The 24,817-nt window shown below is 68.2% G+C and carries 30 protein-coding genes and 1 other RNA gene; 15 read left to right on the top strand and 16 right to left on the bottom strand.

Going from position 1 to position 24,817, the window contains the following annotated elements; genetic code table 11:
- Entirely contained in the window at positions 1-1,188 is a 1,188-nt protein-coding gene (locus ACGRVM_RS04395; protein WP_377168308.1) for an HlyD family type I secretion periplasmic adaptor subunit, read from the top strand.
- 52 nt (positions 1,189-1,240) lie between these two features.
- Here the strand turns inward: ACGRVM_RS04395 and dtd are convergent, their stop codons facing one another.
- The 11 genes from dtd to ACGRVM_RS04340 all read right to left on the bottom strand — a co-directional run bounded on the left by dtd (position 1,241) and on the right by ACGRVM_RS04340 (position 10,887).
- Positions 1,241-1,678 carry a D-aminoacyl-tRNA deacylase gene (gene dtd / locus ACGRVM_RS04390; RefSeq protein WP_377168310.1) on the bottom strand — a complete coding sequence of 146 codons (438 nt, stop codon included), beginning with the start codon at positions 1,676-1,678 and terminating at the stop codon, positions 1,241-1,243.
- A 46-nt stretch (positions 1,679-1,724) separates the two neighbouring features.
- Positions 1,725-1,883 carry a hypothetical protein gene (locus tag ACGRVM_RS04385; protein WP_377168312.1) on the bottom strand — a complete coding sequence of 53 codons (159 nt, stop codon included), beginning with the start codon at positions 1,881-1,883 and terminating at the stop codon, positions 1,725-1,727.
- Complete coding sequence (locus tag ACGRVM_RS04380; RefSeq protein WP_377168314.1) at positions 1,868-2,629, bottom strand: DMT family transporter; 762 nt, start codon at positions 2,627-2,629, stop codon at positions 1,868-1,870. The genes ACGRVM_RS04385 and ACGRVM_RS04380 overlap by 16 nt, the downstream gene beginning before the upstream one ends.
- A gap of 76 nt (positions 2,630-2,705) precedes the next feature.
- Positions 2,706-3,812, bottom strand: coding sequence for a TFIIB-type zinc finger domain-containing protein (locus ACGRVM_RS04375; RefSeq protein WP_377168316.1), 1,107 nt, complete (start codon positions 3,810-3,812; stop codon positions 2,706-2,708).
- Positions 3,813-3,861: 49 nt separating this feature from the next.
- Entirely contained in the window at positions 3,862-4,986 is a 1,125-nt protein-coding gene (locus ACGRVM_RS04370) for an SPFH domain-containing protein (RefSeq protein ID WP_377168318.1), read from the bottom strand.
- The gene (locus tag ACGRVM_RS04365; protein WP_377168320.1) at positions 4,965-6,236 is read right to left on the bottom strand and encodes a Hint domain-containing protein; all 1,272 of its coding nucleotides are present in this window, start codon (positions 6,234-6,236) and stop codon (positions 4,965-4,967) included. Before ACGRVM_RS04365 ends, ACGRVM_RS04370 begins: the two co-directional genes overlap by 22 nt.
- Positions 6,237-6,308: 72 nt before the next feature.
- Positions 6,309-7,271, bottom strand: coding sequence for a DUF2927 domain-containing protein (locus ACGRVM_RS04360; protein WP_377168322.1), 963 nt, complete (start codon positions 7,269-7,271; stop codon positions 6,309-6,311).
- A 6-nt stretch (positions 7,272-7,277) separates the two neighbouring features.
- On the bottom strand, positions 7,278-8,474 hold the full coding sequence (locus tag ACGRVM_RS04355; protein WP_377168324.1) for a toxic anion resistance protein: 1,197 nt from the start codon (positions 8,472-8,474) through the stop codon (positions 7,278-7,280).
- Positions 8,474-9,376 carry a 5-bromo-4-chloroindolyl phosphate hydrolysis family protein gene (locus ACGRVM_RS04350; protein ID WP_377168326.1) on the bottom strand — a complete coding sequence of 301 codons (903 nt, stop codon included), beginning with the start codon at positions 9,374-9,376 and terminating at the stop codon, positions 8,474-8,476. The genes ACGRVM_RS04355 and ACGRVM_RS04350 overlap by 1 nt, the downstream gene beginning before the upstream one ends.
- Positions 9,377-9,380: 4 nt before the next feature.
- Positions 9,381-9,587, bottom strand: coding sequence for a hypothetical protein (locus ACGRVM_RS04345; protein WP_377168328.1), 207 nt, complete (start codon positions 9,585-9,587; stop codon positions 9,381-9,383).
- A gap of 205 nt (positions 9,588-9,792) precedes the next feature.
- Complete coding sequence (locus tag ACGRVM_RS04340) at positions 9,793-10,887, bottom strand: pseudouridine synthase (protein ID WP_377168330.1); 1,095 nt, start codon at positions 10,885-10,887, stop codon at positions 9,793-9,795.
- Positions 10,888-10,962: 75 nt separating this feature from the next.
- On the opposite strand from ACGRVM_RS04340, the gene ACGRVM_RS04335 reads away from it, so the two are divergent.
- Positions 10,963-11,415 carry a nucleoside deaminase gene (locus ACGRVM_RS04335; protein ID WP_377168332.1) on the top strand — a complete coding sequence of 151 codons (453 nt, stop codon included), beginning with the start codon at positions 10,963-10,965 and terminating at the stop codon, positions 11,413-11,415.
- A gap of 111 nt (positions 11,416-11,526) precedes the next feature.
- Here ACGRVM_RS04335 and ACGRVM_RS04330 read toward each other — a convergent pair whose 3' ends face one another.
- On the bottom strand, positions 11,527-12,231 hold the full coding sequence (locus tag ACGRVM_RS04330; RefSeq protein ID WP_377168334.1) for a metal-dependent hydrolase: 705 nt from the start codon (positions 12,229-12,231) through the stop codon (positions 11,527-11,529).
- Between the two features lie 169 nt (positions 12,232-12,400).
- Here ACGRVM_RS04330 and gatC point away from each other — a divergent pair, with 169 nt between their 5' ends.
- The 7 genes from gatC to ACGRVM_RS04295 all read left to right on the top strand — a co-directional run bounded on the left by gatC (position 12,401) and on the right by ACGRVM_RS04295 (position 17,128).
- Positions 12,401-12,688 carry an Asp-tRNA(Asn)/Glu-tRNA(Gln) amidotransferase subunit GatC gene (gene gatC, locus ACGRVM_RS04325; RefSeq protein WP_377168336.1) on the top strand — a complete coding sequence of 96 codons (288 nt, stop codon included), beginning with the start codon at positions 12,401-12,403 and terminating at the stop codon, positions 12,686-12,688.
- The gene (gene gatA / locus ACGRVM_RS04320) at positions 12,688-14,175 is read left to right on the top strand and encodes an Asp-tRNA(Asn)/Glu-tRNA(Gln) amidotransferase subunit GatA (protein WP_377168338.1); all 1,488 of its coding nucleotides are present in this window, start codon (positions 12,688-12,690) and stop codon (positions 14,173-14,175) included. The genes gatC and gatA overlap by 1 nt, the downstream gene beginning before the upstream one ends.
- Before the next feature lie 49 nt (positions 14,176-14,224).
- A complete protein-coding gene (locus ACGRVM_RS04315; RefSeq protein ID WP_377168340.1) occupies positions 14,225-14,965 on the top strand; it encodes a hypothetical protein in 741 nt (246 codons plus the stop codon).
- Between the two features lie 9 nt (positions 14,966-14,974).
- Entirely contained in the window at positions 14,975-15,679 is a 705-nt protein-coding gene (locus ACGRVM_RS04310) for an N-acetylmuramoyl-L-alanine amidase (protein WP_377168342.1), read from the top strand.
- Positions 15,680-15,690: 11 nt separating this feature from the next.
- Positions 15,691-16,088: RNase P RNA component class A (rnpB, locus tag ACGRVM_RS04305), an RNA gene on the top strand.
- 198 nt (positions 16,089-16,286) lie between these two features.
- On the top strand, positions 16,287-16,454 hold the full coding sequence (gene rpmG / locus ACGRVM_RS04300) for a 50S ribosomal protein L33 (RefSeq protein ID WP_007204264.1): 168 nt from the start codon (positions 16,287-16,289) through the stop codon (positions 16,452-16,454).
- A gap of 173 nt (positions 16,455-16,627) precedes the next feature.
- Positions 16,628-17,128, top strand: a complete 501-nt coding sequence (locus ACGRVM_RS04295; protein WP_377168345.1) for a VOC family protein — start codon at positions 16,628-16,630, stop codon at positions 17,126-17,128.
- A gap of 63 nt (positions 17,129-17,191) precedes the next feature.
- Here ACGRVM_RS04295 and ACGRVM_RS04290 read toward each other — a convergent pair whose 3' ends face one another.
- Positions 17,192-17,911, bottom strand: coding sequence for a Bax inhibitor-1/YccA family protein (locus tag ACGRVM_RS04290; RefSeq protein WP_377168347.1), 720 nt, complete (start codon positions 17,909-17,911; stop codon positions 17,192-17,194).
- Positions 17,912-18,064: 153 nt separating this feature from the next.
- On the bottom strand, positions 18,065-18,274 hold the full coding sequence (locus tag ACGRVM_RS04285; RefSeq protein ID WP_377168349.1) for a DUF1127 domain-containing protein: 210 nt from the start codon (positions 18,272-18,274) through the stop codon (positions 18,065-18,067).
- 126 nt (positions 18,275-18,400) lie between these two features.
- Between ACGRVM_RS04285 and ACGRVM_RS04280 the strand changes: the two genes are divergently transcribed.
- Positions 18,401-19,270, top strand: coding sequence for a LysR family transcriptional regulator (locus ACGRVM_RS04280; RefSeq protein ID WP_377168351.1), 870 nt, complete (start codon positions 18,401-18,403; stop codon positions 19,268-19,270).
- 4 nt (positions 19,271-19,274) lie between these two features.
- Here the strand turns inward: ACGRVM_RS04280 and ACGRVM_RS04275 are convergent, their stop codons facing one another.
- A complete protein-coding gene (locus ACGRVM_RS04275; RefSeq protein WP_377169997.1) occupies positions 19,275-20,237 on the bottom strand; it encodes an NADPH:quinone oxidoreductase family protein in 963 nt (320 codons plus the stop codon).
- A 297-nt stretch (positions 20,238-20,534) separates the two neighbouring features.
- Here ACGRVM_RS04275 and ACGRVM_RS04270 point away from each other — a divergent pair, with 297 nt between their 5' ends.
- The 3 genes from ACGRVM_RS04270 (at position 20,535) to ACGRVM_RS04260 (ending at position 22,353) form a co-directional block, all read left to right on the top strand.
- Positions 20,535-20,915, top strand: a complete 381-nt coding sequence (locus tag ACGRVM_RS04270) for a helix-turn-helix domain-containing protein (protein ID WP_377168353.1) — start codon at positions 20,535-20,537, stop codon at positions 20,913-20,915.
- A gap of 86 nt (positions 20,916-21,001) precedes the next feature.
- Positions 21,002-21,820 carry an inositol monophosphatase family protein gene (locus ACGRVM_RS04265; RefSeq protein WP_377168355.1) on the top strand — a complete coding sequence of 273 codons (819 nt, stop codon included), beginning with the start codon at positions 21,002-21,004 and terminating at the stop codon, positions 21,818-21,820.
- Between the two features lie 77 nt (positions 21,821-21,897).
- Entirely contained in the window at positions 21,898-22,353 is a 456-nt protein-coding gene (locus tag ACGRVM_RS04260) for a CAP domain-containing protein (protein ID WP_377168357.1), read from the top strand.
- 3 nt (positions 22,354-22,356) lie between these two features.
- On the opposite strand, the gene ACGRVM_RS04255 is transcribed toward ACGRVM_RS04260, so the two are convergent.
- Entirely contained in the window at positions 22,357-22,611 is a 255-nt protein-coding gene (locus tag ACGRVM_RS04255; RefSeq protein ID WP_377168359.1) for a hypothetical protein, read from the bottom strand.
- A gap of 203 nt (positions 22,612-22,814) precedes the next feature.
- Between ACGRVM_RS04255 and mgtE the strand changes: the two genes are divergently transcribed.
- Positions 22,815-24,215, top strand: coding sequence for a magnesium transporter (mgtE, locus tag ACGRVM_RS04250; RefSeq protein ID WP_377168361.1), 1,401 nt, complete (start codon positions 22,815-22,817; stop codon positions 24,213-24,215).
- A complete protein-coding gene (locus ACGRVM_RS04245) occupies positions 24,212-24,778 on the top strand; it encodes a 5-formyltetrahydrofolate cyclo-ligase (protein ID WP_377168363.1) in 567 nt (188 codons plus the stop codon). The genes mgtE and ACGRVM_RS04245 overlap by 4 nt, the downstream gene beginning before the upstream one ends.
- Positions 24,779-24,817: the final 39 nt, after the last annotated feature.

Genomic DNA, 24,817 nt, shown 5'->3' with positions numbered 1-24,817 from the left:
ATGGCCGTTTCGAGCACGAACCTCGCCGCGCAGTTGAACCAGCGCCTCGCCGGCCCGTCGCTCACCATCTGGCTTTGCGCCGCGTCGGTCTGGGTCTTCATCCTTTGGGCGGCCTTCGCGTGGCTCGACGAGATCGTGCGCGCGCAAGGCTCGTTCATCTCGTCGAGCCGCCCGCAGATCATCCAGAACCTCGAAGGCGGCATCCTGTCGGAGCTGCTCGTGCAGGAGGGCGACATCGTGCAGAGCGGCGACGTTCTCGCGCGGCTTCACGGCACGCAGTTCAAATCCTCGGTCGCCGATCTGCGCGACCAGATCACCGCGCTCGAGATCCGGCGCCTGCGCCTCGAGGCCGAGCTCGAAGGGCAGTTCGACTTCACCGTTCCCGAGGAAATGGCCGAGCGCACGCCCGAAATGGTCGCCTCCGAACGCGCGCTTCTGGCCGCGCGGCAGGCCGATTTCGTCAAGCGCAGCGAGGGCGCGAAAAGCATCCTCAAGCAGGCCGCCGAGGAACGCGCGCTGATGGAGAACATGCTGACGCGCAAGATCGTCGCGCTGATCGAGGTCACCCGCGCGCGCAAGGAACATGCGGATGCGCAAAAGCGCTATGACGAGATCGTGACGCAGACCGAGCTCGAGCGCGCGCAGGAATATTCCGAAACGCTCAAGGAACTGGCGACGCTCAAGCAGAACCTCAAGTCGAGCCAGGACCAGCTCAACCGCACCATGCTGGTCAGCCCGATGCGGGGCGTCGTGAACAATCTCAGCGTCACGACGATCGGCGGCGTTGTGCGCCCGGGCGAGGAGATCATGTCGATCACCCCGCTTGACGAGGAGCTTTTCGTCGAGGCGCGCGTCGCGCCCGAGGATATCGCGGGCCTGCGCCACGGGCAGGAGGCGACGATCAAGCTCACGGCCTATGACTACACGATCTACGGCACCTTGAAGGGCGCGGTCGATTTCATCTCGGCCGACACGTTCAAGGACGAGCGCGCCCGCGAGGCGGACGGCAATCCGCATTACAAGGTAACGGTGCGCGTCGACATGAGCGACCTCACGCCCCGCCAGGCCAGCATCGAGATCCGCCCCGGCATGCAGGCCGAGATCGAGTTGCACACGGGCCAGAAGACGGTGCTGCAATACCTGCTGAAACCGCTCTACAAATCCCGTGAGGCCCTGCGCGAGCCATAGGGGCGCGGGCCGGCACGCGCCGGCGCGCTCGGGTCAGCCTCTAGGCGCCGCGCTAGACGTCGAGCCAGATGGTCACCGGCCCGTCATTGACGAGGCTCACCTGCATCGATGCGCCGAAGCGCCCGGTCTCGCAAGTGATGCCCTCGGCCCTCAGCGCCTCGGTGAAAAGCGTATAGAGCCGCTCGCCCTCGGCGGGCGGGGCGGCGGCGGAAAAGCCCGGACGGTTGCCGCTGCGCGTATCGGCGGCGAGCGTGAACTGGCTGACGACGAGCGCGCTGCCGCCCGTCTCCTTCAAAGAAAGGTTCATCTTGTCCGCGGCGTCCTTGAAGATCCGCAGCTTGGCGATCTTGGCCGCCATCTGCCGTGCCTCGGCCTCGCCGTCGCCCTGCATCGCGCAGACGAGGATCAGAAGGCCCGGCCCGGTGCGGCCGATGACCTCGCCCTCCACCTCCACGGCGGCATGGGTGACACGTTGGATGAGTGTGCGCATGACGGCTCCTTTTCGGGCCGGATGCTGCGGCAGGGGCGCGGGGCCGTCAAGAGCGGCGGAGCCGTGCGGCAAGGCGGCCGTCGGTCACGAGAATGCCCGCGGCGATGATCGCGAAGCCGATATAGGCCCAAGGCCCGAGGCTCTCCCCGAGAAAGACCGCACCGAGCGCGATCGCGAAGGGCGGGATCATCAGCGTGACCAGCATGAAATGGCCGCACCCGCCCGGCGCAGGATCGCGAAATAGAGAAGATATGCACAGGACGTCGAGAGCACGGCGAGCGCGATGAGCGCGGCCCATGTGTCCGGCGCGAGATCGAGGCGCGGCACCCCGTCCACCCATAGAGCGATCGGGATCATCAGAAAGGCGCTCCCCGTCAGCATCCCGAGCGCGTTCATCTGCGGCGGCTGCCCCGAGAGGTGCTTGCGTGCCCAGACCCCCGCGAAGGCATAGCTGAGCGCGGCGGCGATCACGGCGAGCTGCGCGAGGCTGCGCGGATCGAGCGCGCGCGCCGCGTCCGGCCCGATCACCGCCGCGACGCCCAGAAGGCCGAGCGCCGCGCCGCCGATCTTGCGCCGCGTCAGCCGCTCGTCGGCCAGAAGCAGCCCCGCGACCACGGCGCCGAAGACCGCCGCCGTGCCGTTGAGGATCGAGGCGAGCCCGCCCTCGATCCGGCTCTGGCCCCAGAAGATCAGCGAGAACGGCAGCGCGTTGTTGAGCGCACCCATCACGAGATAGGCGCCCCACACGCGCGGGCTGCGCGGCACCGCGATGCCGCGTAGCCGCACGACCAGCCAGAGAAGCGGCAGCGCCCAGATCACGCGGTGGAGCGTGATGGTGAGGGGCGGCACCTCGGCCAGGGCGATCTCGGCGAAGAAGAACGAGCCGCCCCAGATGGCGGAAAGAGCCAGCATCATGAGCGCGGAGGCGGGGGAGATGGTCGGGGATGTCATGCGGGTCTCATGCCCCCGAACGGCGCGGCGCGCGACCCGTTTCCTGCGCAAATCGTTCTAAGCGCACCCGCCCGCGCTATTGCATGGCCGCGACGTAGCCGATGGCGCCCGCGACCGCGAGGCCGACGATCACCGCGAAGGCGATCTTCCACGCGGACCAGGGCCGCTCGCCCTGCACGCGGCCCGTGCGGCCGTTGACGACGAAGCGGTAGCTTTGCCCGCGATACTTGTAGGCGGCCATCCAGACGGGCAGCAGGACATGCTTGAACGAGGCGTCGCTCACCTCGGTGTCGATATGGTGGATGCGCTGCCGGTCGCCGCCGATATCGAACTTGACGTCCCGCGCGATCACCGCGTCCATCTGCGCGCGCGCCTCGGTAAAGCCGTCGGCCAGCTCGACCGTATAGGCCTCGGCGGAAAAGCCGGCGAGGAATTCGGGGTTGTAGGGCTCGAGCGCGGCCAGATCCCAAGGCGGCAGCGCGTCGGTGTAACGCTTGGGCAGGGCATGCGAGGCCAGCACCAGCACATCGTCGAAGGCGCGCGCGACGCGGCCCGAGACGCCGCGCCAGCGCACCTTGGCCACGCGCACCGTCTGCCGTTTGCCGTCGCGCATCACGCTGCGCGTCTCGTAATAGACCGTCCCGCGCTCGCCTTGATAGGCCGAGCGGGTGGCGGCGTCGAAGGTCCAGTAGGGAACGTAGATGCCGTTGAGGCTGCGGCCCTTGCGCGCATAGTCCTTGAGGCCCGAGGGCGCGAACCAGAGGCGGCCCAGCCACTCCGACATCGCCTCGCGCGCGGCCGGCTCGTCGATGGCGAAGGGGAGCACGCCGCGCGGCTTCAGACGGCGATGCGCGCCGGTGCAGGTGACCATGGGCGTCGCGCAGAAGGGGCACTCGCCCGCATGCGCCGCCCCGGCGAGCGCCACCTCGGCCCCGCAGTTGGGGCATGATAGGAGCGGCTTCTCCTCGGTCTCGTCCTCGGCAGGGGCCGTGAGCGCGGCGGCGAGGTCCTGCTCGCGGATCGCGCCCGCCCAGGGGCCGGGGCCTTCGATCTCCTGCCGGTTGCCGCAATGATCGCAGATCATCGCGCCCGCGCCGGGAGCGAAGCGCATGTCCGCCCCGCAGGCATCGCAGGGAAAGCGGTGCTCGGGGAGGGCGGTCACGTCGAGGTCGGGCGGGGGCATGGTCTGGCCGATCGGGAGGTGAGTATTTTTGCCAAGATGAAGCCGGGGGTCAGCCCGCCGGGGGCGGGGGCGGCGGCATCACGGTAAAGAGCTGCGCGAGTTCCGCCACATCCTCGGCGGGCAGCCAGCCGTCCTGTCCGGCGGTCCAGACCATCGTGCCGCGTGCGAGCTCGCCCTTGGCGGCCATGCGGCCCATCGCGGCGCGCGAGAAGGGCCCGCGCGTCTCGCCGTTCTCCGCGACGTGCCAGACCCGCTCGGGGGCGGGCGGGGGCGGCGGCGCGGCGGGCGCGGCGCCTTGGGCGGGCTGCGCGCCCCAAGGGCCTTGCTGGCTCATCTGCTGGGCCATCGCCATGCCCATCCCCATGCCGAGCCCGGCCCCCATGCCGCCGCCGCCCGACGGGTTCGCGGCGGCCTCGCCCATCGCCTCGGCGGCGGAGTACTGCGTGTATTTCTGCAAGTCGCCCGCGATCCCCATCGAGGTGCGCTTGTCCAGCGCCTTCTCGACGGCGGGCGGCAGCGAGATGTTCTCGATGTAGAGCTCGGGGATCGACAGGCCGTAGGCGGCGACCGTCTGGCTGATCGCGCCCGCGACCAGCTTGCCCAGATCGGCCGTGTTGGCGGCCATGTCGAGCACCGGAATGCCCGAGGCGGCGATCGCGCGGCTGAATTCCTGCACGATGATGTTGCGGATCTGGAAGGTGATCTCGTCGCGGGTGAACTCGCCATCCGTGCCGACGATCTCGCGCAGGAAGAGCGCGGGGTCGGCGACGCGCACGGTGTAGGTGCCGAAGGCGCGGATGCGCGTCGGGCCGAACTCCGGATCGCGCAGCATGATCGGGTTCTTGGTGCCCCATTTCAGATCGTTGAAGCGCGTCGTGTTGACGAAATAGATCTCGGACTTGAACGGGCTGCGGAAGCCGTGATCCCAGTGCTGGAGCGTCGTCATGATCGGCATGTTGTTCGTCTCGAGCATGTAGAGCCCGGGCGTGAACACGTCCGCCAATTGCCCTTCATGCACGAAGACCGCCGCCTGCCCCTCGCGCACGGTGAGCTTGGCGCCGTATTTGATCTCGTGGCCCTCGCGCTCGAAGCGCCAGACCATCGTGTCGCGCGTGTCGTCCGTCCAGTGGATGACGTCGATGAATTCGCCCGTCAGAAAATCGAAGATGCCCATGGCGCGCAGCCCCCTTGCCCGATCCGTTCGGGCGGAAGCGTCGCATGTTTCACGGGCGGTGCCAAGCATTTGCCGGGTGCGCGCGCGGCCAGCATGCGCCGCGCCGCCGATGCGCCGAAGAGGGGGCGCGCGGGCTCGGTCGGCAGGGGGCCGGGCAGGCGCGCGAGGGCGCGTCGCAGCCCCGGAAGCGCCGCCGCCAGCGCATGATCGCCGGCGAGAAAGCTTTCGACGGCCGCGCCCTCGGCCAGCACGATCTCGTGCCGGTCCAGAACGAGGTGCACATAGCGCACCTGCCGCGCGCCCTGCCGCTGGCGGATGCCCGTGCGCCCCGCGAGCGCCTTGGCCGGAACCAGCACCTCGCGCCCGCGCGCATCCTCGATCAGGATGCGGTGATTGGGCGACAGGACCAGCACCTCCTCCGGCGTGCCGTGCCCGAGCGCGCCCGGCTTCAACTCGATCGGCTTGTACTTGTGCGGGGCGGGGCCGAAAAGCGCGGTGCGCGCGATGACCATCCGCACTGGGACCGCGCCGTGATCGCGCGTCAGTACCAGATCGCCCGCGCGCAGATGCTCGACGCGTGCCGCGCCCGTGGGCGTCGCGATGCGCGTGCCGGCGGCGAAGCAGGGCACGAACACGGCGCGGTAGGCATAGCCGCCGCTGGCGGTGTCGTATTGGTAGGAATAGCCGGCGGCCTGATCGTCCTGCACGGCCTGCCCATCGTCGGTGCCGACGGGCACGCTGCCGGGAAAACCGGGCAGCGCCGCGATCCGGGGCGGGGCGGCGTCCATGTTGAAGACGATGTAGGCGCCGCTGGCCGGATCGACGAGGGCGAGCGCGTCGGGATGGCCGGTATTGCCTTCGGTCATGATGTTGGTCGAATGCCCGCCCGCGCCGGATTCGACGCCGCCTTCCGAGGCCTCCTGCGCCCAGCGGGGCGGCGTGCCGGTGATCTCGTTGATGATGTAGAGAGTCTCGCCCGGTGCGAGGACGGTGCCTGGCGGGAAGGTGTGGTAATGCCCCTCGCGCGCGCTGTCGGGCGCGTTGCTGCCCTTGCCTTGCGACCAGATCTGCCAGCCCGAGATATCGACGGGCTCGCCTGCGTCATTGGTGAGAGAGACGAACTCGTCCTCCTGCGTCGCGATGCCGTCGCCGTCGCTGTCGAACTCCGGCCCGTCTTGCGAATTGTCGGTATAGACCTGATCGAACCGCACACCGCCGAGATTGGCCACCATCGCATCGCCCCCAGGCATCGGCCCGCACGGGATCGCGGGCGCCTTCGGTCAGTCCTAGAGTCGATTGGTGAAGATAAGGTTGAGGCGCGTTCAGCTCGGGCCGCCGCGGCGCTCGGCGATGAGCTGTGTGAGGATCGGGCGGGCGGTCTCGAAACTCATGCCGGGCTTCAGGCGCGGCGAATAGAGCAGGGCCAGCATCTCCTCGTCCTGCGTGGTCAGCAGCGCGAATTCGTCGTCGTCGTTGAAGATCGAGGGCCGCGCGCGCGGGCTGTCATTGGCAAGGCCGAGGCCCTGCGCCAATTCCTCGTGCACACAGGATTCCCGCAAGAGATCGGGATGCTCGGCGCGGATCACGGCGATGGCGCGGCGATAGGTGAAATCGTCGTTGTTGCCCGAAAAGGCGATGACGAGGCAGTGGATCGGGCGCGGCAGGCTGCGGATGAGGTCGAGCGAGGCGGGGTTGATGTTGGGCACGAGCGCGCGGATGCGGCTCACCGCCTCGCTGCGGTCGTCCTCGCCCATGAAAAGAACGTTGAAATTGGCGTCCGCCGGCGTTCCCATGGCGATGGGATGGCCGGTCACGCGCGCGAGGCGGGCCGAATAGTCGCGCACCATCGCGCGGTCGGGGGCGCGCTGCGCCTCCGGCACGGAGCTGCCGAACTCGACCGACATGCGCACGGGCTCGGTCCATTTGCGCAGACCGCCCGCGCGCCCGTCGCCCGGCGCGAGCCCGCGATTGCGCGCGTATTCGTCATGAAAGGCGATCTTCTCGAAATTGCGCAGAAGATCGGTGTCGGTATAGGGCGTGTCCGGCCCGCCGCCATCCGTCCGCAAGAGCCCTTGCGCGAGAAGGCTCGTCTCGACCCGGGCGTAATGCGCGGCGAGCGCGCGGCTTTGCTCGGACGGGCCGGGATCGGGCGCGGGGGCGGGCGGCTGCAGGCCCGCGGGGCGGGCCTGCGGGGGCGTGCTGGGCGGCTGGGGCACATCGGTGCAGGCGGCAAAAAGGGCCAAAAGCCCCGCCGCGCCCGCAGCCTCGATGCGCCGCGCCCGCATGCCCGCTCAGCCCTTGGCGGCCGTGCCGACAGTATCGCCGAGGCCGGTCTTGCGGGCCTTGGCCGAGGCGAGCGTGTCGCGCAGCTCGGTCTCCATCTTCTTGAGATCCTCCTCGGCGGCGGCGCGGCGCGCCTTGCCCTCGTCGGCGATCTGGAGGCTCTCCTCGATGGTGCCGATGAGATCGGCATTGGCCTTCTTGACGGCCTCGATATCGAAGACGCCGCGCTCCATCTCCTCGCGGATCACCTTGTTGCTCTGGCGCAGGTTCTCGGCATTGGCGGTCAGAAGCTCGTTCGTCAGATCATTCGCGCCGCGCACCGCCTCAGCGGCCTCGCGCGAGCGCTGGATGGTGACGGCCTGCGCAAGCTGCGTCTCCCAAAGGGGCACGGTGTTGACCAGCGTCGAGTTGATCTTGGTCACGAGCGACTTGTCGTTTTCCTGCACGAGGCGGATCGACGGGAGCGATTGCATCGTGACCTGCCGCGTCAGTTTCAGATCATGCACCCGCCGCTCGAGATCGTCGCGGGCCGAGCGCAGATCGCGCAATTCCTGCGCCTTCATCACCTGATCGTCCTCGGGCGCCTTCTCGACCTCGGCCTCCTTGGCGGGAATCTCGGTCTCGTCGAGGATGCGGATCTTCTCCTCGCCCGCCGCGATGTAGAGCGCGAGCTCGTCGTAGAAGCTGAGCGTGCGGTCATAGAGCATGTCGAGCGACTTGATGTCCTTGAGGAGCACATGCTCGTGCCGCAGAAGATCGTCCGTCACCTTGTCGATCTGCGCCTGAACGGTCTCGAACCGGGCGGTGAACTTGGCGAAGGGCGCGGCGCGGCCCAGAAGCTTCTCCCACCATGTCCGCTCGCGGCGCACGTCGAGCTCGGAGACGGAAAAGCCCCGGATGGTCGTCACGATGCCGCGCAAGCTGTCGCCCGCAGGCCCCACATCCTTGTTGCGCACGCCTTGCAGCATGGATTGCGAGATTTCCTGCAATTCGGCCTGCGCGGTCGAGCCGAAGGAGACGATGGATTGCGTATCCTCGATGTCGATCTCGGCCATGCGCTTCCTGATCTCGGCGCTCGCAGGCTTGTCCGCGTCCTTCAGCGGCACGATCGCGTTCGCGTCGCTCGGCATGGGCAGGATATTGCGGCTGACCTCTTCGACTTCGGCAAGGCTGGCTTCGGCCTTTTGGCGGACATTCTCGGGCATCAAGGATCCTCTCGGGTCGGGGATGGGGGCAGATGGACGCCTTCGCGTTCCAGCCGGTCACGCAGCACGCCGATCTCGATATCGAGCGCGCCCTGGTCATTCTCTAGCAGCTTCTGTGTCTTCGCGGCGAAATTGTTGTCCAGATCATCGAGAAGGGCAAGATAGTCGGCGCGCGCCGCCGCATCCTGGCTGCGCGCGTACAAATCGGCGAAGCGGATCGTCGCGTCGCGCGCGCCCATGAGATAGACGCCGGTATAGCGGCGCGCGGCGCTCAGATCGCGCGGATCGTCCTCGAGCGTGCGCAGCATGGTGCGCACCGTCTGCTGAAAGGCGGCGACACGCTCTTCGAGGCGGCGGTCCCGCGCGCGCAGGATGGCATCCGACATCTCGGTCAGAAGCGCCTCGGCCTCGCGCACGGTGCGCGCGACGCGGTCCTGCTGGAACGTGTCGATCCCCTCCATGCCCTTGTCGCGCATCGGATCGAGGCCGAACGCGGCCACATGAAGCCCGGTGGTGACGATGCCGTAGAGCGCGGCCGCGATGACCCCGGAGCCGGCATAGGCGGCGAGCGCGATCCCGGCGCCGGCCAACACCGCCGAAAAGAGCTTGCGCGGAATGCCCGGACGGCGCGCGACCTTGCGCTCGGCATAGGCGGCTTCGGCGCGCAGCCCGCCCCTGAGTAGCCACGCCGAGAGCGCCAGAACCGCCGCCGATGCCGCGCCGATGGCCAGCACGAGCGCGCCGCCGGTCAGCGAGGCGAAGAGCACCACCACGGCGGGCAGGAACATGAGGTTCGCGCGCGCGCCCACCGGATCGACACGGGGCCGCGCTGCCCCCGTGGCGCGCCCCGCCTCCTTGCCCTCGCCGCCGGGGCTGAACTTGCCGCCAAATCGCCGCGCCATGCGATCAAAGCCCCCCGAGAAAGCCGCTGGTCACGCCCAGCATCAACAGCAAAAGGGCCGCGTAGCTGACCTTTTCCATTCCGTTCCCTTCCATTCGCGGCGCGAGCGCCTGCGCCGTCTTCTGCCCCTCGCGGGCGGCGCGTGCCATGGCGGTGATGGCCGCGCCGAGCAGGAGGGCCAGCACGAGCACAGCGCCGATGATGAATAACAAGCGTGCCAAGCGGTGCCCGTCCCGATCCCCTTCAAGCCTCGCGGCGAAGCCTAGGGGATAGGAATGCGCCTTGCCAGAGGGAAGTTCCGCACCCTAGCGCAAACCGCCCATGTGGCTGCGCCGCGCGGCGCGTTGCGCGTCTGTCTCGTCGCCGCACTCTCATTGGTCCGTCGGCGGGGTGGCTCGGGGTCGAGGCCGTGGGCGCTCAGCTCTTGCCGCGCGGGCGCGGTGCGCCGGAAGCGGGGCGGGGCGCCGTGCGGCTGCCGGGCTTGGCCGATGGCTTGCCCCCTGGCTTGGCGGTTGCCTTGCCCGGGGACGTGCCAAAGGGTTTGCCGGCGCGCTTGGTGCCGGTCTTTTCAGCTGTCTTGCCAGAGGCTTGGCCGCCGCTCCTCGCGCCCTGCTTGACCCCCGGACGCTGGCCCGGCGCCGCATCGGGCGCCTCGCCGCGTCTTTGAACGCGCTTGGCCGGCGCCTTCGCCTCGGGGCGCGGTGCGCCGGGCTTGCCCGCGCGCGAGACCTTGCGGCGCGGCCTCGATTTCGCGGCGCCGGTGCTCTCTTCCGCCTCGGGCGGCAGGCCGAGCTGATCGCGCAGGACGCGCGGGCGGATCTCCTCGACCGCGCCCGACGCGAGCTGGCCGAGTTGGAAGGGGCCGTAGCTCACGCGGATGAGGCGGTTCACCGTGAGGCCCACGGCCTCCATCGCGCGGCGCACCTCGCGGTTGCGGCCCTCGCGGATCGCCACCGTCGCCCAGGCATTCGCGCCCTGCTGGCGGTCGAGCGTCACGGCCATCGGCTGAAACCGTTCGCCGTCGATCACGAGCCCGTCGCGCAGCGGCGCGAAGGTCGCGTCGGTCGGACGGCCGTTGACCCGCACGCGGTACTTGCGCAGCCAGCCCGTCGACGGCAGCTCAAGCTTGCGCTTCAACGCGCCGTCATTCGTCAGGAGCAAGAGCCCTTCGGAGGTGATATCGAGCCGGCCCACCGTCATCACGCGGGGCAGGCCCTCGGGCAGCTCGTCGAAGATGGTGCGCCGGCCCTGCTCGTCGCTGTTCGTCGTCACGAGGCCGACGGGCTTGTGATAGAGCCAGAGGCGCGGCGGCTCGGGCGCGGCGAGGGGCGCGCCGTTCACCGTGATGCGGTCGCGCGGCGTCACGTTGAGCGCGGGGCTCGTCACCGGCTTGCCGTTGACCGTGACGCGGCCGGCCTCGATCAGCCGCTCGGCCTCGCGGCGGCTCGCAACGCCCGCGCGGGCGATGACCTTGGCGATCCGGTCGCCGGGCGGGGGGGTGTCTGTGCTCATGCGCGGGAGATAGCGCAATCGGCTCAGGTGCGAAAGCGCCTATCGCGGCGCGCGCCGCCGTGGCAGAAGGGCGCCATGAGCTTCGTGAGCCACATGGATACCGCCCTCGAGGAGGCCCGCGCCGCCGCCGCCCGCGGCGAGGTGCCCGTGGGCGCGGTTCTGGTCGCGCCGTCGGGCGACGTCGTGGCCCGTGCCGGCAACCGCACCCGCGAGCTGAGCGATCCGACCGCCCATGCCGAGATCCTCGTTCTGCGCGCCGCCTGCGCCGCCGCCGGCAGCGAGCGACTGCCGGGCCATGTTCTCTACGTCACGCTCGAGCCTTGCGCGATGTGCGCCGCCGCCATCGCCGCCGCGCGGCTGCGCGCGGTGCATTTCGGCGCGTCCGACCCGAAATCCGGCGGCGTCCTGCACGGCGCGCGCGTTTTCTCTCACCCGCAGGCGCATCATGCGCCCGATATCTACGACGGCATCTCGGCGGACGCCTGCGAGGCGCTCCTGCGCGATTTCTTCGCCGCACGCCGCGGGTAAGCGGGCGGCGAGAGCTGAAGGCGCGCGCCTCCGGCGGGAGTATTGGGGCCAAGATGAAGGACGGGCGCCGCGCATTGCTTCATCTTATCGTAAAATACTCTATATTCGCCGTCAAAGCTCGATCGGCGCCATGACTTCGGGCTCGATCACGTTGCAGCCGGGCAGGGCGGCGATCAGTCGCTCGGCGGATTGCTCGAGCGCGTCGAAGGTGCGGTAATGGCAGGGGATGACCGTCTTGAAATCGAAGAAGGTCTTGGCCGCGTAGGCGGCGCGGCGCATGTCCATCGTGAAATGCCCGCCCGCGCAGAGGATGCCGATCTCGGGCGCGTGGAGGTCCTGAAAGACCTTCATATCCGCCATCACATCGGTGTCGCCGCTGACATAGATCGTGCGGCCCTCGGCCTCGATCATGTAGCCGCATTCGCTGCCCGGAACATGGGGGCCGTCCTTGCCGGCAAAGCTGCTGGAATGGACCGCATGCACCATCGTGACGCGCATGCCGCCCCGCTCGCCGCCGAGGTCGACGGTGCCGCCCTTGTTGAAGCCGACCGTCTCGATCCCCTCGGTCTCCGCCCAATGGTTCATCAGGTCGAACTGGCCGACGACCGGCACGCCCAGTCTGCGCGCGAGATCGAGCGTGTCGCTGGCATGATCGAAATGCGCGTGGGTCAGCAGGATATGCGTCGCGCCTTCTGTGGCTTCCGCATGCCTCTCCTCGGGCAGCATCGGGTTGCCGTTCAGCCAGGGATCGATGAGCAGCGTGAGGCCGCCCCATTCGAGGCGGAACGAGCTGTGGCCGAGCCAGATGATCTTCATGAGTATCCTCCTTGATGTCGCGTTGGGGTTCCCGCGGATGCACGCTAGCACAGCGCGGGCGGGCTTGCAGTGGTTCCCCGGCGGGGATGGGGGCGCTTGCACTGGGGGCGGCGCGGCGGTAAACGCGGGGCGATATCCGAGCCACTCCAAAGACCGAAGGATCGCGCCCATGTCCATCGACACCGCAACCGCCGCCCGCGTGGCCAAACTGGCGCGCATCCGCGTCGAGGAGGATGCGCTCCCGGCGCTCGCCGCCGAGTTCAACACGATCCTCGGCTTCATCGAGCAGCTGGGCGAGGTGGATGTCGACGGGGTCGAGCCGATGGTGTCGGTCACGCCCATGCGCCTGCCGCGCCGCGCGGACAAGGTGACGGACGGGGATCGGCAGAAAGCGGTCCTGTCGAACGCGCCCGACGCGCGCGAGGGCTTTTTCGCGGTGCCGAAGGTGGTGGAATGATGACCGATCTGAATACGCTGACCATCGCCGAGGCACGCGACGCCCTGCGCCGGGGCGACGTGACGAGCGCCGATCTGACCGAGGCGTGCCTTGCGGCCATCGAGGGCGCGGGCGCGCTCAATGCCTTCGTGCACGGCACCCCCGAGAAGGCGCGCGAGATGGCCGCCGCCGCCGATGCGCGTCTGAAAAAGGGCGATGCGCCCGCGATGTGCGGCATCCCGCTCGGGATCAAGGATCTTTTCTGCACCAAGGGCGTGCCGAGCCAGGCGGGAAGCGGAATCCTGAACGGCTTCGTGCCGGAATACGAATCGACCGTGACGCAGAACCTCTGGGACGCGGGCGCGGTCATGCTCGGCAAGCTCAACATGGACGAATTCGCGATGGGCTCGTCCAACGAGACCAGCGTCTACGGCGGCGCGGTGAACCCCTGGCGGCGCGGCAATGACGAAGCGCACCTGACGCCCGGCGGCTCCTCCGGCGGCTCGGCGAGCGCGGTCGCGGCCGATCTCTGCCTCGGCGCGACGGGCACCGATACCGGCGGCTCGATCCGCCAGCCCGCCGCCTTCACCGGCATCACCGGCATCAAGCCCACCTACGGGCGCTGCTCGCGCTGGGGCGTCGTCGCCTTCGCCTCCTCGCTCGATCAGGCGGGGCCGATGACCAAGACCGTGCGCGATTCCGCCATCATGCTGAACGCCATGTGCAGCCACGATCCCAAGGACAGCACCAGCTCGGACCTGCCCGTGCCCGATTTCGAGGCGATGCTGACCGGCGACATCAAGGGCAAGGTGATCGGCATTCCGCGCGAGTACCGAATGGAGGGCATGCCCGCCGAGATCGAGACGCTCTGGCAGGACGGCACCGCGATGCTGAAGGATGCGGGCGCCGAGATCCGCGATATCTCGCTGCCGCACACGAAGTATGCGCTGCCCGCCTATTATGTGATCGCGCCCGCCGAGGCGTCTTCGAACCTCGCGCGCTATGATGGGGTGCGCTATGGCCACCGCGCCAAGCTCGCGCCCGGCGACGGCATCACCGAGATGTACGAGAAGACCCGCGCCGAAGGCTTCGGCGCCGAGGTGCAGCGGCGCGTGATGGTCGGAACCTACGTTCTGAGCGCCGGTTTCTACGACGCCTATTACAACCGTGCGCGCAAGGTGCGCACGCTCATCAAGCGGGACTTCGAGGACGTCTTCGCGGCCGGGGTCGACGCGATCCTCACGCCCGCCACGCCGAGCGCCGCCTTCGGTCTCGGCGAGATGGCCGAGGCCGATCCGGTGCAGATGTATCTCAACGACGTCTTCACCGTGACGGTGAACCTTGCGGGGCTTCCGGGCGTTGCCGTGCCGGCGGGGCTCGACGGCAAGGGCCTGCCGCTCGGGCTGCAACTGATCGGGCGGCCGTGGGAAGAGGGCGATCTGCTGAATTGCGCCTATGCGCTCGAGCAGGCGGCCGGATTTGTGGCCAAGCCCGGCAAATGGTGGTAACTCCGGCGTCCAAGGCTTTGTGCCGGATTGCAACGAGGCGAATGAGACGATGCGGATTATCCTGACGAGTGCGGCGCTTGTGGCGCTCGCCGCCTGTGGCACTTCCATCCCGGAAAGCGGGCCGGATCTGGGCGCGGGCGTGGGTTTCGGCGATTACGCGGAATACCAGGCGCGGCGCGATGCGGCGCTGGCCGGGAATACTTTGCCTGCCCCCGATGCCGTTTCGTCCGAGCCACTGGACGCCACTGCGAGCACTGGCACGGGCAGCGAGGCCGAGGATATCGCGGCGCGCACCCGCGCGGCGCTGGGCACGGGTGCCGCCGATCTCGCGGCGAATTCCGGCCGGCCCGTCATCGAAGCCGGCCCCGACAATCCGGCGCCGCAGATCACCGAAAGCCCCGGCATCTCGGTCGAGAACAGCTTCGACGCGGTCAGCTCGCAACGCTCGATCGAGGATGACGCGGCGCTCGTCGCGGCGCAGCGCCGGCAATACGAGGTCGCCTCGGTCGAGGCGCTGCCGAGCCGCACGGGCGGTGAGGGGCCCAATATCGTGGCCTATGCGCTCAGCACCAGCCACGCACCGGGCACGCAGCTCTATCGCCGGGCGGGCCTCAACAAGCAGGCCAAGTTCGAGCGCAATTGCGCGGGCTATTCCGGGCCCGATCTCGCGCAGATCGACTTCCTGAGCAAGGGCGGCCCCGAGCGCGACCGCCTCGGGCTCGATCCCGATGGCGACGGCTATGCCTGCTCATGGGATCCGCGCCCCTTCCGCCGCGCGGCGGGCGGCTGACCCGCGCGCATGACCGAGGAGGCGGGCGAGGCCGGGGCCATCTGGCATCCATCGCCCAATTGCGGGGCGCGCCGGAACGGGCTGCGCCCCGATCTTCTGATGATCCATTTCACGCAGATGGCCAGCGCCGAGGCGGCGCTGGAGCGTCTGTGCGATCCGGGCGCCGAGGTTTCGGCGCATTACGTCATCGCCGAGGATGGCCGGCTCTGGCAGCTTGTCGACGAGGCCGCGCGCGCCTGGCACGCCGGGCGCGGCAGTTGGCGGGGGGCGGGCGACGTGAATTCCCGCTCGATCGGGATCGAGCTCGCGAATCGCGGCACGCATCCTTACCCCGAGCCGCAGATGCGCCGCCTCGAGGATCTGGCGCGCGGCATCATGGCGCGCTGGAGCATCCCGGCCGAAGGCGTCATCGCCCATTCGGACATCGCGCCCGACCGCAAGGACGATCCCGGCCCGCGTTTCGACTGGCGCAGGCTGGCGCTTCAGGGGCTTGCCGTCTGGCCCGAGGCGGGCGCCGAGGCGCCGCTGGAGGCCTTCCGCCGCCTTGCAGGGCAGGTGGGCTATGGCGAGGAGTTCAGCGACGCTCAGGTGCTCGCGGCGCTGCGCCTGCGTTGGCGGCCCTGGGCGCGCGGACCTCTCGAGCCTGCCGATATGGCGGTCCTCGCGGATATCGCGGCGCGCTTTGGCGTTGACCGGGAGGGCGCGGGCGCATAGGCCTGCGGAGCGCGGAGGGCCGGATGGCCGCTGGGTGCGGACCTTCGGGTTTCGCATCTGGAGGAAAGTCCGGACTCCACAAGACAACGGTGCCGGGTAACGCCCGGCTGGGGTAACCCAAGGGAAAGCGCCACAGAAAAGAAACCGCATGCAGGGATCGCTCGCGATCCCCCGCATGTAAGGGTGAAACGGTGGGGTAAGAGCCCACCGCGGGGCTGGCAACAGTCCCGGCACGGCAAGCCCCACCGGGAGCAATGCCAAATAGGGACCGCGCATGGCACGTCTTGGCCCTGCGGTCCGGGTTGGCAGCCAAAGGGGCGGTGGCGACACCGTCTTCAGATGAATGGCCATCCAGCCTCGGGTCACGGCCCGGGGTGGACAGAATCCGGCTTACAGGCCCTCCGCGCATATCCCGCCCAGGCATCCCGGCGCCCCGCTCCGGGCGCTCCCGAGGGTGAGCGGGCCGGGCGTGGGTATTTGGGCCAAGAAAAAACACGTGCGACGCGCTGCCTATCTGGCCTTATGCGGTTGACTCGGGACGCGGCGCGGTTAAAAGGCAGGAAATTGAATTACCGGCAGCCCGGCTGCCCGGCGCAGGAGATGACCAATGGCGAAGCCGACCACAATCAAGATCCGCCTGAATTCGACCGCGGGCACGGGCCACTTCTATGTGACCAAGAAGAACGCCCGCACGATGACCGAAAAGATGGCGATCAAGAAATACGACCCCGTCGTGCGCAAGCATGTCGAGTACAAGGAAGGCAAGATCAAGTAAGATCTTCCGACCCACCTGGACAGAAAGGGCCGCGCTTTTGAAGCGCGGCCTTTTTCGTCTGATCGGCGCCACTTTCGCCGGGCCGTGGCGCACATCTCCTGTGCGCTGGCGGACGTTGCGCGGGATGGCCGAGCCGGCCTAGCGTGGCGCCAGACCAGAGAGGGGAGACAGTCATGACCGAAGGCAACACGAGCTTGCACGGCGCGCGCGTCGGCCATGCGCATCTGATGGTGGCGGATCTCGAACGGGCGGTCGCGTTCTATCGCGATGTGATCGGAATGCGCGTGACGGCGCGCTACGGCGATGCGGCGGCCTTTCTGGCATTTGGGGAGTATCACCACGATCTTGGCCTCAACACATGGCACAGCCGGGGCGGCACGCCGCCGCCCGAGGGGCATACCGGGCTTTACCATGTCGCCTTCCTTCTGCCGGACCGGCGGGCGCTCGGACGGGTGATCGCGCGGCTCCGCGCGGCGGGGCATGCGCTGAGCGGGGCGGCCGATCACGGGGTGAGCGAGGCGGTCTATCTGAGCGATCCCGACGGCAACGGGCTCGAGCTCTACCGCGACCGGCCCGAGGCCGAGTGGCCGAGGGATGCGCATGGCGCGCTCAGGTTGAGCAACGCGCCGCTCGCTGTGGAGGCATTGATTGCAGAGGGCCGCGCGGGCGTCTGAGCCTCGCACCCAACGAAAAAGGCCGCCCCGAGGGGCGGCCTTCGTCAGTCCGGTCGGTGCTGGTTACTCGCGGTTGCCCATGAGTTGCAGCAGGAACATGAACATGTTGATGAAATCGAGATAGAGGCGCAGGGCGCCCATGATCGCCGACTTGCCCAGCCACTCGCTGTCTCCGTGATGCGCGTGGGCCAGATACTCGTTCTTGATCGACTGCGTGTCGTAGGCGGTCAGACCCGCGAAGATCAGCAGACCGATGATCGATATCGCGAACATGATCGCCGGCGAGCCGAGGAAGATGTTGATGATCGACGCCACGATGAGGCCGATCACGCCCATGATCAGGAAGCTGCCCCAGCCCGAGATGTCCTTCTTGGTGGTGTAGCCCCAAAGCGAGAGTCCCGCGAAGGCGATCGAGGTGGTCAGGAAGACCTGAGCGATCGAGAGGTCGGTGAAGACCACGAAGATGTAGCTGATCGAGATGCCCATCACCGCCGCGAAGGCGTAGAAGAAGAGCTGCGCGGCGGCAGCCGACAGCTTGTTGATCACCGCACCGAAGGCGAAGACCATGATGAGCGGCGCGAACATGACGATCCAGCGGGTGATCCCGGTGAAGAGCGTCTCCATCATCGCGGCGTTGTTGCCCACGGCCCAGGCCGTGAGGAAGGTGAGCAACATGCCGACGGACATGGTGCCATACACCTTGTTCATATGGGCGCGCAGGCCCTGATCGATCTCGGCGGTGCGGGTGCCGCCCGCTGTCCGGATCGTGTTGAATTCAGCCATCTAAGCCTCCGTGTTGCTGAAACCGGCCCCTTTCGGGGGCTTTGCAGACAATATCGGGGGGGTGCCCTTCGTTTTCAAGGGTTTTCGGTGAGGGATTTCAGGGGCCTATGAGGCGGATTGCCGCAGCGCCCGCGCCGCGCGGGCACGCGCGTCTCACTTGCGGCAGCGCGGCCAGCCGCAGGGCATGTCCCAGATGGGGCGGCGCGCCTCGCGCAGCGCCTCGGCGCGGCCAAGGCCGACATCCTCGAGCGCCGCGGCGTCGAGATCCGCAAGCGCCCGGCGCGACCGGGCAAGGACGAGCGCGTCCTTGATGCGGGGCAGGGCGCCGATGGAGACGGGGCGGGTGCGGGACAGGCTGGTCATGGCGATCTCCTTTTCGATATGTCGATATGTTTGCGGCAACTCATTTCGTCTGTTGATATGTATGCAGGGATATGATCAATATTGGAAATGAATGTTCATGCCCTTACCCATCAGAAAGATTGATGTATGAGAAATCTCGACATGACGACGCTCCGCTCCTTCGTCGCGGTGGCCGATCACGGCGGCGTCACGCGCGCGGCGCAGATGCTCAACCTCACGCAATCGGCGGTCTCGATGCAGCTCAAGCGGCTCGAGGATCTTCTGGGTCTGGGGCTTCTGGACCGCTCGGCGCGGCGCATCGCGCTCACGCCCGCGGGCGAGCAGATGCTGGGCTATGCGCGCCGCCTCGTCGCGCTGAATGACGAAGCGGTCGGGCGCCTGACCGATCAGGTCTGGGAGGGCGAGGTAAGTTTTGGCGTGCCGCACGACATCATTCACCCGGTCATCCCTCGCGTGCTCAAGCAGTTCAATGCCGCATTCCCGCGCGTGAAGGTGCATCTGATCTCGCTCTATTCGAGCATCCTTCTCGAGTCGCATGCGAAGGGCGAGATCGATCTCATCCTGACCACCGAAGGCAGCCTGCGCCCGGGCGGCGAGACCCTGACCGAAGTGCCGCTGCGTTTCTTCGGGGCCAAGAACGGCGCCGCATGGAAGCAGCGCCCGCTGCGCATCGCCACCTGCCGCAACTGCATCTTCCGGCCCAAGGCGATCCGTCTGCTCGAGAAGGCGGGGATCGACTGGGAGAGCGCCATCGATTCGGAATCGGACGGCGCGGTCGAGGCGACCATCACCGCCGATCTGGCCGTGACCGCGATGCTCGAAGGCACCGCGCCGCATCTGCTCGAGCCGGTGCCGCAGGGCGCGGGTCTGCCCGATCTGGGCGAGCAGAAGATCAACATGTACGGCGCCGAGATGCCCCGCAGCGAGCTTGTCACGCAGCTCGCCGGTATCGTGCGGCAGAGCTTCCGCGCGCCTGCGCTCGCGGTCGCGTCCTGACGGCTCAGGGCATCGTGACGACGATCTTGCCGGTGGATTTGCGCGCGCGCAGAAGCTCGAGCGCCTCGGCGGTCCGCTCGAACGGGTAGAGGTGATGCGCCTTCGGCGCGATCCGGCCCGCCTCGGCCCATTCGAGCAACGTGCCGAGCGAGCCGGTGAGGATCTCGGGCGCGAAGGCGAGGTAGCCGCCCCAGTAAAGCCCCATCACCGTGAGGTTCTTGACCAGCAGGTGATTGGCCGGGATCTGGGGCACCTCGCCGCTGGCGAACCCTATGGTGAGAAGCCGCGCCTCGGGGCGGCAGGCGCGGAAGGCGGCGGTGAACTGCGCGCCGCCCACGGGATCGTAGACGACATCCACGCCGCCGAGGGCCTTGCAAATCTCGCGGATGTCGTCCGTGTCGCTGTCGATCAGCTCATGCGCCCCGGCGGCGCGCGCCGCCTCGAGCTTGTCCTTGCCGCGCGCGCAGGCGATCACCCGCGCGCCCATCGCGCGCCCGATCTCGACCGCCGTGAGGCCCACGCCGCCCGCAGCCCCAAGCACCAGAAGCGTCTCGCCTTCCTGCAGCCGCGCGCGATGCGCGAGCGCGAGATGCGAGGTGCCATAGGCGATCTGGAAGGCGGCGGCGGCCTCGAAGCTCATCGTATCCGGCAGCGGCAGCGCCCGCGCCGCATCGAAGACGCCGTATTCCGCGAGCCCGCCCTGACCTGCATAGACCGCGACGCGGGTGCCGACCTCGGGGCCTTCGGTGCCCGCGCCGAGCGCCTCGACGGTGCCCGCAAGCTCAAGCCCGAGGGTGAAGGGCAGGGTGGGCGTGTCCTGATAGCGCCCGCTCATCATCAGAAGATCGGCGAAATTCAGCCCGCAGGCCTGGATGCGCACGCCGATCTGACCGGGGCCGGGATGCATCCGCATGCCTTCGACAATCGAAGGTTGCTCTTGGTGCGAGGTCACGCGAAAGCTGCGCATCTTCATCTTATGACACCCTTCGCGTGTAACGCTTTTATGGCTAAAGCGACGTAACGGACCTGTGAGGCTGCTGTCAATTTTTCTGGAAACGAAGAAATCCCTTCAAAAACACCCGTTTTGATTGTGAATTTTTTGATCAAACATCCTGGCGCGTATAAATTTTCTTGTGTATCGCATCCGGGATGTTAATCTTTCGACGTTACTGAACGAAGGTATGACAGCGTGGCGATTGGCCGTTGTAACGAATGTATGATGGCCGATCTTCGTCGGTTATCCTCTTGGTAAAAGGAAAAATTCATGCCGCATCCCGTCGATATTCATGTGGGTAAACGTATTCGCCACCGCCGGTGGCTGGTCGGGATGACCCAGCAGCAACTTGCCGAAAGCGTCGGGATCAAGTTCCAGCAGATCCAGAAGTACGAGACCGGCGCGAACCGCGTTAGCGCCTCCCGCCTCTGGGACATCGCGGCCTCGATGGATGTCGATGTCGCCTTCTTCTTCGAGGGTGTGGACGCGGCGAATGGCCAGGACGCCGCTCAGGTGCCTGCGCGCAGCGGCCCCGCCGATCTTCTGGGGGACAAGGAAGCGCTCGATCTAGTGCGCTCCTACTATGCCATCCCCGAGAACCAGCGCCGCCGTCTCTTCGATCTGGCCCGCGTTCTCAGCGACGTCGCCTGACGCCCCCTTGCGCCTCAGCCCGTGCCCGGCCTAAAGCTGGGCCCGGGCCCGACACCGCGGCCCGCTCTTTCGGGTGAAGCGCCGCGATGCACGATCAGCACGACCATCAAGAAATCATCCGCGCGGCCCATGCGGCCGCCGATGCGGCGCGCGCGGCGATCCTGCCCTATTTCCGGCTGGATGCGCTCGAAATCGAGGACAAATACGCGCCCGGCGTGCAGAGCGAGGGGCGCTTCGATCCGGTGACCGCCGCCGACCGTGCCGCCGAGCGGGCGATGCGCGAAGTTCTGGCGCGCTTGCGGCCCGAGGACGGCATTCTGGGCGAAGAGTTCGGCGAGAGCGCGGGCGCGAGCGGGCTGACCTGGGTGCTCGATCCCATCGATGGAACGCGCGGGTTTCTGGCCGGCACGCCCACCTGGGGTGTGCTCATCGCCGCCTGCACCGATGCGGGGCCGCTCTACGGTGTGATCGACCAGCCCTATACGCAGGAGCGGTTCGAGGGCGGTCTCGGCCGCGCCGGGATGGTCGGCCCGATGGGCCCGCGCGCCCTGCGCGCTCGGGCGCCCCGCAGCTTGGGCGAGGCGACGGTGATGACCACGTTTCCCGCTGTCGGCACCGAGGCGGAGGGCGCGGCATTCGCGCGGATTGCGGAAGGCGCGCGCATGGTGCGCTACGGCTATGACTGCTACGCCTACGCGCTTCTCGCGCTCGGACAGATCGACCTCGTGATCGAGGCCGGGCTGAAGCCTTACGACATCTGCGCGCCCATCGCGGTGATCGAGGCGGCGGGCGGCATCGTGACCGATTGGCGGGGCGGGCCGGCGCATCGCGGCGGGCGCATCCTCGCCGCCGCCGCGCCCGAGCAGCACCGCGCCGCGCTCGATATCCTTTCGCAGGTGGCCTGACGCCCGCGTTCGGACTGGCGCGATGCGGGCCGATTGGTTAACGTCCCCGCAGCCCGACCCTTCAGCGGAGCCAGATCATGCGTTGTTTTCCGTTCACCATTCCGGCCATCGTTATCGGCCTCACCCTCGGTTTTCCATCCTCCGCAGCCGCCGCAGAGGACAGAAGCGCCGCCGCGCGCGCGGCCGTCGCGGATATCCGCAGCCGGCACGGCCTCGCGCCCCTCGATGTCAGCCCGAGGCTGGTTCAGGCCGCCGCCGCCCATGCGCGCGACATGCAGGCCAACGGGTTCTTCAGCCATACCGGCTCGAACGGGTCCGGCATCGGAGACCGCGCACGCGCGGCGGGCTATGGCTTTTGCTTCATCGCCGAGAACATCGCCAAGGGGCAAGGCAGCCTCGCGCAGGTGATGGAGGGCTGGATGGGCTCCACCGGGCATCGCCGCAACATCCTCAGCGAGGGCGCGCGCGAATTCGCGCTTGTCGAAGAGGCGGGAAACATCTGGGTGATGGTGCTGGGCCGGCCCGGCTGCTGAGCGTCAGCTTCCGAAGAATTTCGGCTTGAGTTTCAGCAGGGTCTCGCAGATCTGCGAGGTCAGTTCGCGCGCGAGGCCCATCGCCTCCTGATGCGCGCCGTAGCCGGTCGAGACCGCCGCCTCGACCGTCGCCGATTGCACCAGCGAGGCGACCAACTCGGGATGCTTGGCGGCGTATCCCGCGCCGAACTCGGCATCTATGGCGCGCACGGCCTCGGCGAGATGGCGGGCGGGGGCGGTATCGGGGCTGTCGGGCATCGCGGCGTCTCTCCTTCTTCTCAAACAGCACCTAGCCCGCGCCGCGATCCCGGCGAGGGGCGTCGATGCACGGCGCGAGTGGCGGGGAACAGGGGCGCAGCGCGCGCGTTGAGCCGAGACGCGCGCCACCCTGCGCGCGCATTGTTTTTTCGTCGTCGCTTGGCTAATGCTGCGCCGAGCGATCCTTTCAGAGCGAGGCCGAGATGAGCGACGACACCCCGACACCCATTGTCTCGCCCAGCGATGAGGAGCGCCACGACGACGCCTACGAGCTGCGCCCTGACACCGCCGCGCGCATCGTCCATGCGGTCGACAACGGCGACCGCGAGCAGCTCGTCGCCGAGATGGAGCCGCTGCACCCCGCCGACATCGCCGACCTTCTGGAGCAGATCAACTCCTTCGACCGCCGCCGGGTGATCGAGCTCTACGGCGACGAATTCGACGGCGATATCCTTTCGGAGCTGGATTTCTCGATCCGTGAGGAGGTGCTCGGCTATTTGAGCCCCGAGGTTCTGGCCGAGGCGGTGCGTGAGCTCGACAGCGACGACGTGGTCGATCTTGTCGAGGATCTCGAGGACGATCAGCAGAACGCCATTCTCGAAGTGCTCGAGGACAGCGACCGCATGGCGGTGCGCCAGTCGCTCACCTATCCCGAATACTCCGCCGGCCGCCTGATGCAGCGCGAGGTCGTCATGGCGCCCGAGCATTGGAACGTGGGCGAAGCCATTGATTTCATGCGCAACCAGACCGACCTGCCCGAGCAGTTCTATCACATCATCCTCGTCGATCCGAAGCTGCACCCGGTCGGCAACGTCACGCTGGGCAAGCTCATGTCCTCGCGCCGCGAGGTGATGCTCTCGAGCCTTGTCGAGGAGACGTTTCACGTCATTCCGGTGACGCAGTATGAGGGGGACGTGGCCTATGCATTCAATCAGTATCACCTCATTTCCGCCCCCGTCGTCGACGAGAACGAGCGCCTTGTCGGCGTCATCACCATCGACGACGCGATGGCCGTGCTCGACGAGGAGCACGAGGAGGACATCCTGCGCCTCGCCGGTGTGGGCGAGGGCGGTCTCAACGACAATTTCATCGACACAACACGCCAGCGCTTCCCGTGGCTCGCGGTGAATCTTGTGACGGCGATCCTCGCCTCGCTGGTGATCGCGCAGTTCGAGGCGACGATCTCGCAATTCGTGGCGCTCGCGGTCCTCATGCCCATCGTGGCCTCGATGGGCGGCAATGCGGGCACCCAGAGCCTCACCGTCTCGGTGCGCTCGATCGCGACGCGCGATCTCACGGGCGCCAATGTCTGGCGGGTGATCCGGCGCGAGGCGCTGGTCGGGCTCGTCAACGGGCTGATCTTCGCGGTCGTGATGGGCGTGATCGGGGTGATCTGGTTCGGCTCGCCCGCGCTCGGCTATGTGATCGCTGCGGCGATGGTGATCAATCTCGTGGTCGCGGGCCTGGCCGGGACGGGCATTCCCGTGCTGCTCGAGAAGGCGGGCGTCGATCCCGCGCTCGCCTCGGGCGCCTTCGTGACCACCGTGACCGACGTGGTGGGCTTTCTGGCCTTCCTCGGCCTCGCCGCGGCCTTCCTGCTATGAGCGATCTCGCCGCGCTCAAGGATGCCGCCCGCCGCGCCGCGTTCGAGCGCCGCGCCGCCGCCCATGCCGCGCGCGGTCCCGCGCCCGCCGCCTTCCTGTCATCCGTTCTGGCCGGCTATCGCGGCGTGCCGCTCTCGGGCTACATGCCGATGCGCACCGAGATCGACCCGCTGCCCGCCATGAGCGAGGCCGCGGCGCATGGCCCGGTCTGCGTGCCCGTCATCATGGGTCGCGCGCAGCCACTGCGCTTTTCCCGCTGGACGCCCGACACCCCGATGAAGGACGGCCCCTTCGGCGCGCGCGTTCCCGAGGTCGAGGAGTGGATCACCCCCGAGATCCTGATCGTGCCGCTCGTCGCCTTCGACCGCAAGGGCGGGCGGCTGGGCTATGGCGGTGGGTTCTACGACCGCACGCTGGAGATGCTGAGGGCGGCGGGCCCGGCGATGGCCATCGGCTATGCCTTCGCCGCGCAGGAGGCCGAGGATCTGCCGCTCGAGCCCGTGGACCAGCCGCTCGATCTGATCGTGACCGAGGCCGGCATCCTCGAGCCGCCCCGCGGCTGAGCGGGCGGCTGAGCTAAAGGCGCGCGCCTCCGGCGGGAG

Source organism: Roseovarius aquimarinus, from assembly GCF_043661195.1.
Taxonomy (GTDB): domain Bacteria; phylum Pseudomonadota; class Alphaproteobacteria; order Rhodobacterales; family Rhodobacteraceae; genus Roseovarius; species Roseovarius aquimarinus.
Note: the sequence above shows the minus strand (reverse complement) of the source record. Positions and strands in the feature narration are given on the sequence as shown.